The organism is Olivibacter sp. SDN3 (assembly GCF_014334135.1).
In the GTDB taxonomy this organism is placed as follows: domain Bacteria; phylum Bacteroidota; class Bacteroidia; order Sphingobacteriales; family Sphingobacteriaceae; genus Olivibacter.
This window is the reverse complement of record NZ_CP060497.1, coordinates 3,802,149-3,815,382: the sequence shown is the minus strand read 5'-3', so window position 1 is coordinate 3,815,382 and position 13,234 is coordinate 3,802,149. Positions and strand designations below refer to the sequence as shown.

12 protein-coding genes are annotated in these 13,234 nt (G+C 39.9%); 5 read left to right on the top strand and 7 right to left on the bottom strand.

Annotated features, from left to right (window positions below; genetic code table 11):
• Window positions 1-16: 16 nt before the first annotated feature.
• Window positions 17-2,326: a GH92 family glycosyl hydrolase gene (locus H8S90_RS15795; protein ID WP_187338817.1), complete on the top strand. Its 2,310-nt coding sequence runs from the start codon at window positions 17-19 to the stop codon at window positions 2,324-2,326.
• Window positions 2,327-2,508: 182 nt separating this feature from the next.
• On the opposite strand, the gene H8S90_RS15790 is transcribed toward H8S90_RS15795, so the two are convergent.
• Window positions 2,509-2,991: a RidA family protein gene (locus tag H8S90_RS15790; RefSeq protein WP_222852113.1), complete on the bottom strand. Its 483-nt coding sequence runs from the start codon at window positions 2,989-2,991 to the stop codon at window positions 2,509-2,511.
• A gap of 127 nt (window positions 2,992-3,118) precedes the next feature.
• On the opposite strand from H8S90_RS15790, the gene H8S90_RS15785 reads away from it, so the two are divergent.
• Complete coding sequence (locus H8S90_RS15785) at window positions 3,119-4,588, top strand: sensor histidine kinase (RefSeq protein ID WP_187338816.1); 1,470 nt, start codon at window positions 3,119-3,121, stop codon at window positions 4,586-4,588.
• Between the two features lie 75 nt (window positions 4,589-4,663).
• The gene (locus tag H8S90_RS15780) at window positions 4,664-5,356 is read left to right on the top strand and encodes a LytTR family DNA-binding domain-containing protein (RefSeq protein WP_187338815.1); all 693 of its coding nucleotides are present in this window, start codon (window positions 4,664-4,666) and stop codon (window positions 5,354-5,356) included.
• 82 nt (window positions 5,357-5,438) lie between these two features.
• On the opposite strand, the gene H8S90_RS15775 is transcribed toward H8S90_RS15780, so the two are convergent.
• The 4 genes from H8S90_RS15775 to H8S90_RS15760 form a co-directional block, all read right to left on the bottom strand.
• Complete coding sequence (locus H8S90_RS15775) at window positions 5,439-6,239, bottom strand: universal stress protein (RefSeq protein WP_187338814.1); 801 nt, start codon at window positions 6,237-6,239, stop codon at window positions 5,439-5,441.
• A 380-nt stretch (window positions 6,240-6,619) separates the two neighbouring features.
• Window positions 6,620-7,096 carry a cold-shock protein gene (locus tag H8S90_RS15770; RefSeq protein WP_187338813.1) on the bottom strand — a complete coding sequence of 159 codons (477 nt, stop codon included), beginning with the start codon at window positions 7,094-7,096 and terminating at the stop codon, window positions 6,620-6,622.
• Between the two features lie 157 nt (window positions 7,097-7,253).
• On the bottom strand, window positions 7,254-8,111 hold the full coding sequence (locus H8S90_RS15765; protein ID WP_187338812.1) for an RNA polymerase sigma factor RpoD/SigA: 858 nt from the start codon (window positions 8,109-8,111) through the stop codon (window positions 7,254-7,256).
• Window positions 8,112-8,193: 82 nt separating this feature from the next.
• Window positions 8,194-8,385, bottom strand: a complete 192-nt coding sequence (locus H8S90_RS15760; protein WP_187338811.1) for a cold-shock protein — start codon at window positions 8,383-8,385, stop codon at window positions 8,194-8,196.
• A 550-nt stretch (window positions 8,386-8,935) separates the two neighbouring features.
• Here H8S90_RS15760 and H8S90_RS15755 point away from each other — a divergent pair.
• Window positions 8,936-9,676: an acyl-CoA desaturase gene (locus H8S90_RS15755; RefSeq protein ID WP_187338810.1), complete on the top strand. Its 741-nt coding sequence runs from the start codon at window positions 8,936-8,938 to the stop codon at window positions 9,674-9,676.
• A gap of 25 nt (window positions 9,677-9,701) precedes the next feature.
• The gene (locus H8S90_RS15750; protein WP_255501625.1) at window positions 9,702-10,787 is read left to right on the top strand and encodes a fatty acid desaturase; all 1,086 of its coding nucleotides are present in this window, start codon (window positions 9,702-9,704) and stop codon (window positions 10,785-10,787) included.
• Here the strand turns inward: H8S90_RS15750 and H8S90_RS15745 are convergent.
• Both H8S90_RS15745 and H8S90_RS15740 read right to left on the bottom strand, forming a co-directional pair.
• Entirely contained in the window at window positions 10,784-11,323 is a 540-nt protein-coding gene (locus H8S90_RS15745) for a DNA topology modulation protein (protein ID WP_187338809.1), read from the bottom strand. The genes H8S90_RS15750 and H8S90_RS15745 overlap by 4 nt on opposite strands.
• Window positions 11,324-11,366: 43 nt before the next feature.
• Window positions 11,367-13,013, bottom strand: coding sequence for an alpha/beta hydrolase-fold protein (locus tag H8S90_RS15740; protein WP_187338808.1), 1,647 nt, complete (start codon window positions 13,011-13,013; stop codon window positions 11,367-11,369).
• Between the last annotated feature and the right edge of the window lie 221 nt (window positions 13,014-13,234).

Below are 13,234 nucleotides of genomic sequence, written 5' to 3'. Positions count from 1 at the left end.
TAAATACACCAAAAAAATGAATTCACCTAGATTTTTAAAAAAAACTTTGCTAACGGCATTATATGTAATATTGAGCGCCTGGGCCATAGCACAAGAGCAAACGGACCCGGTATCCCATGTCAGCACATTAGTAGGCACACAATCCAAGTTTGAGTTATCTACAGGCAACACCTATCCAGCCATCGCACTGCCATGGGGTATGAACTTCTGGGTTCCGCAGACCGGAAAGATGGGCGACGGCTGGGTATACACCTATACAGCCGATAAAATCCGTGGTTTTAAACAGACCCACCAACCCAGTCCTTGGATGAACGATTATGGCCAGTTCTCTTTAATGCCTATGACAGGCAAACCGATATTTGACGAAGAAGAGCGTGCCAGTTGGTTTTCGCACAAAGCAGAAGTGGCCGCGCCCCATTATTACAAAGTGTATTTGGCAGATCATGATGTAGTAACCGAAATTACACCGACAGAGCGGGCGGCACTGTTCCGTTTTACCTTTCCAGAAACAGATCAATCGTACATTACGGTAGACGCGTTTGACAAAGGCTCCTATATTAAAGTTATCCCAGAAGAGCGTAAAATCATCGGTTATACCACTAAAAACAGCGGTGGGGTGCCTGAAAACTTTAAAAACTATTTCGTCATCGAATTTGATAAACCCTTTACCTATCAGGCTACAGTAGATCAACAGGACATTAAAGAGGGACAGCTTGAAGCTACAGCAGACCACAGTGGGGCCATCATTGGGTTCGCCACGAAAAAGGGCGAACAGGTACATGCCCGAGTGGCCTCTTCTTTCATTAGCTTTGAGCAGGCTGCCATTAACTTAGAGGAGTTAGGTAACCACAATTTTGACCAATTAGTAGCCAACGGAAGAAAAACCTGGAACGATGTACTAGGGAAAATAGAAGTAAAAGACGATAACGTCGATAATCTCCGTACCTTTTATTCCTCCTTGTACCGATCGGTACTCTTCCCAAGAAGTTTCTACGAGATCAATGCTCAGGGAGAAGTTGTACACTATAGTCCGTATAACGGTGAGGTATTACCTGGTTACATGTTTACAGACACTGGTTTCTGGGACACTTTTCGTTCGCTGTTTCCTTTTCTCAACTTAGTATACCCATCAATGAACACAAAGATGCAAGAAGGTCTGGTAAACGCCTACAGGGAAAGCGGCTTTTTGCCTGAGTGGGCCAGCCCGGGTCATCGAAATACTATGGTGGGCAATAATTCCGCTTCTGTTGTAGCAGATGCTTACCTCAAAGGTTTACGCGGTTACGATATAGAAACCTTATGGGAAGCCCTCAAACACGGTGCAAACAATGTACATCCCTCTGTATCGGCTTCCGGCCGTACAGGCTACGAAGCTTATAATCAACTTGGCTATATACCGAACGACATAAAGGTTAGTCAAAATGTTGCCCGTACCTTAGAATATGCTTATGACGATTGGACAATTTATACCTTAGGCAAAAAGCTCAACAAGCCACAGGAAGAGATAGCTGTTTATGGACAACGGGCCATGAATTATAAAAACGTATTTGACCCGCAATACAAACTTATGCGTGGCCGTAAAGCTGATGGCAGTTTTGGCGAAACCTTCAATGGCACCGATTGGGGCAGGGATTTCACGGAAGGCAATAGTTGGCACTACAGTTGGTCAGTGTTCCATGATCCGCAAGGTTTAATTGATCTAATGGGCGGCAACGATGCCTTTAATCAGATGCTCGATTCTGTATTCATCATACCTGGTGCAGAGGGTATGAAGAGCCGGTCGATGATCCATGAGATGCGTGAAATGCAGGTAGTAAATATGGGGCAGTATGCCCATGGAAACCAGCCTATCCAACATATGATTTACCTATACAACTATGCCGGCCAGCCCTGGAAAGCACAGTACTGGGCTCGTGAAGTGATGGATAAGCTCTATGCTGCTACACCAGATGGCTACTGCGGCGATGAAGATAACGGACAAACTTCAGCTTGGTATGTATTCTCTGCCCTGGGTTTTTATACCGTTTGTCCGGGAACCGATCAATATGTAATAGGTTCTCCCCTTTTCCAATCAGTCAAATTGAATCTCGAAAATGGCAAACAGGTGTTGATAGAAGCGCCCGGTAACAATAAAGATAAGCGTTATATCAGCAGCGTAAAGGTAAACGGCACTGAACACACTAAAAACTACCTCCGCCATGAAGATCTTACGGATGGGGCCAAGATAACGTTTGAGCTAAGCGCTCAGCCAAACAAAAGCAGAGGGATAGCTGCAGCAGATGCTCCCTATTCCTTCAGCAAGGAGTTTTCGGCAAATGCCAATTAGAAAAACATGTTGTTAAAAGAAAAATCCCGGTAATTACCGGGATTTTTCTTCTTGTTGGCATACCAAAAAACGTAAGAAGCTTAGTTTATAGCAATATGTATTCGATTTAATATTTTCACGTACGTATGAAGCAGCGGTAAAGGGAGATCAACTTTTTTATTTATAAATGAAACCATTTAGCGCTAACCTTTCGGAACGATAGCCGTAGCTTCAATTTCTATCAGTAGATCTTTATGGACCAGTCCTTTTACCTCCACCAATGTACTTGCAGGAGGTTGCTCAGTATTGATGAAAGTATCTCTAACAGACCTCAATTGTTGAAGTTGACTTATATCCGTAACAAAAAAGCCTAGTTTAACCAAGTTATCCATCGTACCGCCAGCCGTTTCAATAATATTTTTAATATTCTGAAAAACCTGTTCTGTTTGTTTGGCAAAATTATCCTTGCCAATCAAAACACCTTTTTCATCAAATGCTACTTGTCCAGATAAAACAAGCATATAAGCATTGCCCAAATCAACCTTTACTACATGTGAATAACCATTAGGTGCAGCAACTGTGACAGGATTTTCAAAGGTTATCATCTCGTTATTATTATTTTGACTTAGCACTTCAGTAGTGAAAAACAGCCCCATCAATATTATTAGATATTTTATAGTTTTCATATATTCGATCTAAGCAACCAAAACATTTTCTTATGAAAGTCTTATCCACCCCACAAACAGTCACATTCACCCCATTTAATTGCGTTTACCTCTGCTATTGACTAACATTGTCGAAAATTAAACAGGTATGAAACTAAGACGCATCGAAGCAATTATCTCAACCGCTATTATACTTTTTGTGTTGATTATAATCCATAGTAGTGAAACCAGAAACTGGGAAGAACAGCGGTCGTATTTCCTGGCAGACCCTTTTAAAGCAAAGGGGCTACCCTTTAATTTCTATACAAACCACCTACTTCCTCTGCTATTATTTGCTTCCCTATTTTATGTGGCCTTCATTACCTTCAACAATTGGATCATTCCAAAATTTATCGCAAAACGCAGATACGAGCAAGCACTTATCGTTTCGATCCTTGCATTTTTCTTTATTTGGCTAGGTTTTGCTTTTTGCGAATGGGCCCGCAAAATGTATGAACACCACAGCGTTTGGCTGTACTTCAATAACCGCAACAGGGTCATTCCAGCTATCTTTTTTACGGTTGTTTTTTTAACGGCGTACACCCTTATCAAACAAGGAACTATATTCTTGTTAAAACAAAAGGGAAACCTCACAGCACGCATCGTCAAGGAAAGCCTCATCGCCATCATTGTTATCCTGTTGGTGTTTATTTTGCTGATGAGTGTCAACGCACATTTCGGACCTTTCTGGCTTATCATGTCTGTGTATGCATTTATCATGTATAACGTCGATTTACACGTGATATTACCTTTTTGCACCAAGAGAAACTACAATCTTAAAACCTACTTATTCGTTAGAGTCCCTGTATCATTAGTCGCTTACATACCTTTCGGATTGCTGTTTGTAGTTCCAACGTCCATCAACTTCAGCGGGTTTATAGTTGCGTGGATTTGTGTAAACCTGATACTTATTCCGATTACCTGGTATATGTACAAACAACAGGTAGGCAATCTCAGCAAATTGCTCAATTTGGAAACAGCTTTAGACAAGAGTACAGCCAACCTCGGCTTTTTGCGCTCACAGATCAATCCACACTTTCTGTTCAACGTACTGAATACCCTTTATGGCACGGCACTGATGGAGGAAGCAGAAATGACGGCATCTGGCATACAGAAATTGGGAGATATGATGCGTTTTATGCTGCATGAAAATATACAGGAAAAAATATTACTGGTCCGCGAAATCGAGTATCTGCAGCATTATATAGATTTACAGTGCATGCGTACCGCACGCTCGTCCAATGTCCTGGTAGATCATCGCCTGGCAACGGTTGGAGAAAATCATCAGATAGCACCAATGCTACTGATTCCGTTTGTTGAAAACGCCTTTAAGCACGGTATCAGCTTAAATGAAAACTCCTGGATCAAGATCAATCTGTATCTTGAAGCAGGTAAACTCTATTTTGACGTATACAATAGTATCCACAAGAAGGCCAGCAACGATCCCGAAAAAAGTAAAAGTGGTATTGGCCTAGTCAATGTACAGCAACGCTTAGCGCAACTATACCAGGGAAAACATGAACTCTCCATACGGCAAACCAATGAAGAATATTTTATACATTTAACGCTTGTGTTATAAGCTTTTTGCTTACAACGCTATTACCGTTTATCTTTGCAAACAACCACATCGCATGAACAAAACTATTTATAAAAGATGATCCGGGCCATCGCTATTGACGACGAACCATTTGCATTGGAAGTTATACAGAAACTTTCCGCAAAGGTCCCCTATCTTCAATTGGATGGCACGTTTACCAACGCGTTTCATGCGATTGAGCAGTTGCAAACCCAACCCGTTGATTTACTTTTTCTCGATATTAAAATGCCGGATATTTCCGGCATCGATTTTTTCAACAGTTTACAACATAAGCCGCTTGTAGTCTTTACCACCGCCTATGCCGAGCATGCGGTGACCAGTTTTGATTTAGACGCCGTTGATTACCTTTTAAAACCATTCTCACTTATTCGTTTTATAAAAGCCTGTAACAAAGCAAAAGAGCTATTGAATATACGCCATGTAACACGTTTAGAAGAAACTGATTTCATGATGATAAAAAGCGGTTACGACCTTTTGAAGGTGTTTCTTGATGATATCCTCTATTTAGAAGCCAGCGGAAACTATGTCACATTTGTTACTTTTAACCAAACCTTTACGAGCAGAATGACGTTGGCTGAATGCACAGAGCTATTAACCGGCAACCAATTTATAAGAATCCACCGATCATTCATTATTAACAAAAAAGCCATCGACAAATTAGAACGCCATCAGGTAAGCATACAGGGACACACGCTACCTGTTGCGAGTTCCTATAGAAAGGAATTCCTTTCCCAAGTACATAACAGCTAAGCATCTGTTGCTTTTAATCACTTTTTCAAAAAATGGCATGGATGTCCACCCGGGGTCATGCGGCAACAGTTTCGGTCTTCTATCACACAGGCATAATCAACACCGGTAACCGCTTATATATTTTTGCCTCTTCTGTAGGGTTCATGGTAAAAAGATGATCAAAAAAATGATACTTACGACGGGCAATTGCTAAAATTGTTTGTGTATTGTTAGACAGTAATTGCTGGATAAAATCTTCAGCATTATCATTTTTATCATTCTTGTAAACACGGATATCCGTTCTTATTCGCGGGGCGATAGTATCGGCAAAAAGTGTAGTCGCCGTTCGGGCATCCAATTCGGGCAGACCTGAAGCACATACATGCAATAACGATATCTGTGCGTTCATTAATGAAGCCATAACTTCCAACTGTTTGATGATGCTAAAATCACTATACCGAATATCTGTGACATAGACGATCTGTTCTATTTCCTGAAATGCTACTTGGTCGGGGATGAACAATATTGGACAATTTACTTTTTCAACAACAGCTCTAAGCTTCTTCCCAAATAAATGGCCTTTGATGTTTTTTCCGTCAGCAGCACCCATCAAAAGCAGGTTTACTGATTCTCGATCAATAATTTTCTTAACGGTATCCGCGAATGCACCTTCCTCAATAAAGTAGGTGACCTCCATCTCGTCGGTCGCCTCCTTCACCAAAGCACTATCCATTTGGGTTTTAAGCCGCTTCATATCCAACACTTTGCTGTCCGCGGCTACATGATGATCCACTATATGCAGTAAAACCAGATTGGCCTTCATTCGTTGTACGAATCGCAGAGCATATCGATAAAAATCTTCTTTATCAGCGTTCAGATCAGTTAATAAAAGTACAGTATTCATCGTTGCCATTTTTAGGTACATTCCTATGAGCTTTGGTAATGAAGGCTAATTTATCAACGTCCCAGAAAACACTCCATGATACCAGGCAGTTTAACAAATGATTTTAATTACAAATAACTTACATCCTTAATCACTAAGCATCACAAATATAACTCAGAAACGGTATAGAAAAAACAGCTAATTTAAACTTGGGAAAAACGTCTAGTATTCACGAATATCCAACAACAAAAAAGAGCGAAATTATTTACCTCTTTTCCATAAGTGTTATTTCCTGTACTTCACTCTTTCCGCTGATTTATCCAGTTTCTACCAATAATAGGTAAGTAACCGCTATCAAAAAATCGAAAGAGGTACACTCGTATTTTATTTATCGTTGAATGTTAGCGAGGCTCTTGGGTCGTAGTACCCTTTTGGTTATTTGCTGGTTCAATATCATAGGCCTGTAGGCCTTTAGGTCCTCTCCTGGTTTTGAAATTCACTTTGTCATCTACCTTGATATTTTCGTGGGCTTCAGAAATAAGGAAGAATAGTTGTTCACCATGTACATTGTTAATAAAACCCCAACCACGTTGATCGTTATAATACTTAACTTTTCCTTGTTGCACTTCATCTTCCTCTGCCATCTTAGGCGTACTGATTAAAATATCATCAGCATTGATTTTGTTTTTTTTCTGCTCCTGCGGCTTTTCGGTAGTCAAGTTTCCGTTCTCATCTACATACGCCAACATATCTTCCAACGATTTTCCCTTCGCAGATTGACTGCTCCTATTTTCCTTTCTAAGCTCTTTTTCTTTCTTCTTTTGTTCGCGTTTTTTCAGATTTTCTTTTTTTCGGAATGTTTCTTGACTTCTACCCATAGATTATTAACTATTTTAACAATAAATATACTTGAAATGACCGTGTTTACAATGAAAAGGAGACCTATCAGAAGAGGAGACCGGATACAGAGTAAGTGAGGTTTTGTACAAATATACAATAAATTTATTATACCTGTCCTATACGACCCAGTAATCGTTACAAGTAAAACGACAGATCTTTTCCAAAAGACGAGTTTTTAATATGCAATAAGGCTTTTGTTTTCAATTGACGAATACGTTCCGTGCTAAGGTTCAACTGAAACGAAATTGCTTCCAATGTTTGAGGTTCTGTGTTACTTAAGCCATAAAACATGGTAAGAATCTTTCGTTCACGTTCATTAAGTCTTTGAAGCATTAGATTAATACTCGCATAGAGTGAATCCTGTAGCAATTGTTCATCGGTGCCAGATTCTGAATTTGGCAGGGTATCCAGCAAACGCTCGTCTTCCGTAAATATAGATGGTGCATCTATAGAAACGTGTCTTTCAGCGTTTGAAAGGGAAACAACAACCTTATCTATGGAAACATCGAGTTCCAGAGCCAACTCCTCCACGCTTGGTCCCCGCTCTAGGCGCTGTTCCAGGACGGACTGCGATTTGCGCAATTTTATCAAACTGCTAATCTGATTTCCCGGAAGACGTACGGCACGCGATTGAATAGATATAGCAGACATAATGCTCTGTCTTATCCACCACACAGCATAGGAAATAAATTTAAAACCTTTCGTCTCGTCAAACCTTTTTGCAGCCTTAACCAGCCCCATATTTCCTTCATTTATTAAATCCTCCAACACCAAGCCCTGGTGCTGATACTGTTTGGCTACCGAAATCACAAATCGTAAATTGGCTTTTGTCAAACGTTCTAAAGCCGCGTGATCGCCTTCCCGTATACGTACGGCGAGTGTCACTTCTTCATCGGCATTTATTAATTCAAACTTGCTAACTTCAGTTAAGTATAAACTTAGCGATCGGTTATCACGCTTGGTAATCGAATCAAAAATCTTTAATTGTCTCATTCATATTTTACATTACTCACAAACAGTACTAAAACAAGGGGCATTCTCCTGTAAAAAGAATGCCCCTAATATTAATATCCGCTTAGGCTATCTTTACTTTGATAGCGCTTAAACCTTTCGGCCCTTGCTCCACGTCGAAAACAACGTCATCGTTCTCCCGCACTTCATCAATCAGGCCAGAAATATGTACGAATATTTCTTTTTCACCAGACTGAGGCGTGATAAATCCAAAACCACGCGTTTCATTAAAAAATTTTACTGTTCCTTTTTGCATAATGTATTACTATTGAGATTAAATACTTAAAAAGGTCAACAACCGCTTTTACGATAATTTCCTTTTCATTGTCTTATTTACTTTGGTGGATACTGTCTTATATGGTTAAATGCACGTTTCATTTAAACGCAACATCAGTTATAACTTTCCTTGATTATAATTTATTGAAAACAACGTGTTTGCAAAGAAAGAGTATATTGCAAAACCTATTTCAGGTATTTGTGAAGAGGATAACTGTAGTCCAGAAGCTACCCGGTAGCTCCATATCAACCAATTTTACCCTTCAATTATTTTTGGAGATATTTAGTAAAGATAAGCATTTAATTTAGAACCAGTGTATGCTATTTTATTTTCCTTTTAATTAAAGCTTTCTATTAAAAAATGTAAATCACTTTATTATTGCAAATGCAAAAGTAAAGCCTTATATTTAGACTTTAGAGATACAGTTAAGCATTCTTCAGGTTACTACTTTTCCCTATCACTACAGCAAAAGTAGGCTTTAAAAAAATTTTCTGCATTCTTTATTATTGTTTATTCAAGTATTCATTTTATGATTATTTTAGTTTTTTTTATAGGGTTATGGTATCTATCCCTTTTTTCACAGACTTTTTTCCAGCACCGCTATGCAGCCCATGGTTCCTTTACCATGAACAGGTTTTGGGAACGCTTTTTTTTCATCTTTTGTTACCTTACTCAGGGCTCTTCTTACCTAAGTCCAAGAGCCTATGCTATTATGCATCGCATGCATCACGCTTACACGGATACGGAGCAAGATCCGCATTCACCAAAATTCTCATCAAATATTGCCAGTATGATGTGGCGTACACGAAATATTTATACAGATATCCTTTATCATAAACGCCCGGTTGAATCACGTTTTCTGAAAAACCTACCCACATGGACTGGTTTTGACCGCTGGGCAAATTCCAAAATCTCACGTCTGCTGTGGACAGTTGCATACATCCTATTTTTTCTTTCGTTTGCAACTTCATACTGGTGGTTTATGCTCCTGCCTATTGTCATTACCATGGGCCCTTTTCATGGAGCCATTGTCAATTGGTTCGCACACAAATATGGTTATATCAACTTTAAACTTAAAAATACGTCAAAAAACCTGTTAGTAGTAGATATTTTAATGCTAGGCGAATCTTACCATAATAATCATCATAAACATCCGTCGAACGCAAATTTTGGCAGGCGGTGGCATGAGATCGATCCCGTTTATCCCATTATTTTACTGTTAAAATGGTTAAAGATTATTCGTTTTCCGAAGACAAACACAACATCTTAAGTCGGTTTATTGAACACTAGGTTAAATGTTAAGTTTTGTTAACTTTCAATGGATAGCGTCTTTTAATGATAAAAAGATGTACCTTTCACCAATTAATGATCGTATGTTATTAGATAAAGTATTAGACCCGCCATCATACGGATGGTCGGATAAGCACGGTGTGTTCAACAAACCAAGTGCAAAACAGCTTTTTAGCGAGTTCTTTAAACGACTCAATATCTTCCAGTCACGAAAGAATTGGCTCCCTTTTTTCAGTTGGCTTAGAGTACTACTTTTAATACCGCTTCTATTCATTTTTATTTTTAAATACTTCAGCATAGGTCTATTGATCGCCGCGTTTATATACAGCATGATTGTCATGGGTACCCATGGCACCATTTGGCATCACCGCTACTGTACACACAAGGCTTACAGATTCAAGAATAGCTTTTGGCGTATACTAACACAAAATTTAACCATTAGTATGGTACCAGAAGAGATCTATGCGATATCCCATCATGTCCATCACGCTAAATCTGACAAGCCTGGCGATCCATACAACGCTAGCGGAGGTTTCTTATATTGTTTTTTAGCGGATGTTAACCACCAACCCATTGCGAAGAATTTAACGGTCGAAGAGTATTCACGTACCGCAGCGCTTATGGCACATACCGGCGTAAAAGCCAATTGCTATCGTAATTACCAAAAATGGGGTTCTATTGTTCACCCAGGACGGGCGATACTTACCTGCCTGTTAAATTGGCTGGTTTGGTACACTATTTTCTACATCATCGGCGGACATGCTTTGGCCTTTGCCCTTTTCGGTGCGGCAGCTTTCTGGGCAATTGGTGTACGGACTTTTAACTACGAAGGTCATGGAAAAGGACAGAACAAGCGCAGGAAAGGATACGACTTTAACGAGAACGACCTGTCGATCAACCAGCTATGGCCCGGCTTTGTGGCTGGCGAATGGCACAATAACCATCACCTATATCCTAGCAGCGCGCGCTCTGGATTTTTAAAACATCAGATCGATTTTGCCTGGTATTACATTAAGTTTCTACATCTCATAGGTGGCGTAACTTCTTACCATGACGCTAAAGCCTCATTTATTAAAAAGTATAAAAACTAATTTCCTGAATACGAATTGCTGGTAACAAGAGTAGTTATTTTTTCTAAATAACTTTCGATATCCGCCTTTCCCTTTAACACTACCAACTTTTTATGGGTAGTGTGCTTATTAATCTTGGCCAAGATCATGGGTTTATTCTTCGTAGGATAAAACCAAATATAACGGATGAATTCCCATGTTATCCGTTCTTTACACCCTGCTGCCATATCCGGTCTTACTTTATTCCTAAATTGAACATAGCGCTTAAAAGCTCGCCAAAGACAGCGATATCGGTTGGTGTCTAAAAAGATTACCGTGTCTGCATGCCTTAGACGATCTTCCAATGTACTACCATAATTTCCGTCCATAATCCACTGGTTGCCGCATGCAAGTTCGATAACCTGCTGCCTCCAGCTCTCCCTACTAGGTTGCTCCCATCCAGATTGCCAATAAAAAGCATCCAAATGAATGAGCGATAATTGCGTCAGAGCAGCCAATTTTCTGGCAAAAGTAGACTTGCCAGCCCCACCCGAACCAATGATCAGTACTTTGTTCAAATCGCTATTTACATTGAGTTATTAACAAAGATACAGCTTTAAACTACTTTTCCCCGGACATAGAAAAATCAAAAAAATCCATCCCATCCTCAAACGATGGAATTGCTGTTCCCATGTGCTCGGTATCTTTGTATATTTTTGATTTAAGTTCAATACCATTCACTCGACCTAGCGACTCCGAAAACAATTTAAAACTGTGATTCCCGTCAGCAGCCAATTCCCTTTCACCCATCGTTAGAAAAAGCTTTAAAGGTTTTTCATTTTTAAATGTGTTCTTATCTAAGGTAACGAGACGATTAAAGAGGTAATTACTCCCATAAGCAATAGACGGGCTTGCCGCCACATAATTATTAAAAATAGTGGTATTCCCTTCGTCCAGATAATCGTGCAACAAGGCATATAAAACAAAATAGCCTCCAAAAGAATGCCCCATAATTGTTCTGTTGGCACTATCCGTTCGATAAACACGATCTACGTGTGGCACTAAAATAGACTTGATGAAGGAATAGAATTTATCTCCGCCACCACTTATTAGCAGGCTGTCCTCCGCTGGCGCAGGAGGAAAAGTATAATCGCGCACTCTCAGAGAATCCATCAAATAAGCGTTTGCATAACCAATCCCCACAACAATTGGTTCAACAGCATCTTTATTTTGTTTGCTGTGCTGTACCGCGTCACGTATCTGGTCAAAATAGGCATTGCCATCGAGGTGATAAATAACCGGATGACGCTGGTGCTTTTTCTTACCATATTCTTCAGGTAACTGTACAAAAATACTAAAGCTATCCTTTACCGTATTGCTGTATAAGGAAAAAGCGGGCATCGATTCGACATCATCATCGGTCTCTGGCTGTTCTGTATCAACTAAGGCTGTAACATATAAACAGTAGTGATGTGGAGGCGTATTCCAGGTTCCTTGGCTATTTCTTCTGTAGAAACTTTTGGAAGTTCCGCCCAATTTAACTTCATAAGCGATGTTCGGCACATCCTTCTTTTCTTCCGGGATAAATTCAACGGTCACTATGCAATCTCCCTTCAACCGCACTGGTTCCTCAAGTTTCAAGCGAAGCCATCCCTGTTGAACTGCATGGCGTTGTATCATGCTTTTTTCGATTATTCTCGCTGCTGGCCGTTTCCCGTCATAGCGGTAAAAATTTATCCGAAAAGTAGCGCTGTCTTCCCTTGGGGCATTTATATATAGGTTGACATCTTTTATACGTGCAGGATGCTCGCCCAATTTTATCAACTGGCCAATCTCAAAAATATCTTCCTGAGTAAACATTCCGTCGGTAAAGTGTATCAGGAAATTCCGTCTCTTAACCCCAAATTTTCTTTCAACTAGTTTCTTGCCAAATACCTCCACCACCTGCAAATCAACGGTTTTTGGTTTTAGCCTGACTACTTCCATCCCCCCATCTCGTAATTCGCCAATCGAAACGGCAAAATCGTGATACCCAACCAAAGAAAAGGTTAGCGTATCCTCTGCGTAATCATGCTTTAGTTTCAACTCATAGCTCCCCTTGCTATTCGACACCGTCCCAACATTTTTGTTCCTGATACCGATGTTGACATAGGCTAAAGGTTTTTCGGTATCGGCCGCCACCATTTTGCCCGAAAGGTGAATTTGCGAAGAAGCGAGCAGAGGCAATCCCAAAAAGAAATATAAAAGACCACGTATCGAATGTTCCATGAAACGAATATGCAATTAAAACGTTGCTTTATTATTTGATTTAACAGATTTTAACAAACTTATAAACAATAGATTAGCCTTCTATTGAGCCAATAAGCTAATAGCTATGGCATCCTTTATATCCGCCTGTATTCGAATTAGATTAGAACGTGTAAAAGCTACTAATTGAACCTTTAGGTTATATTTATAGATTGACCCCTATGTACTCTTATGCTTAACTA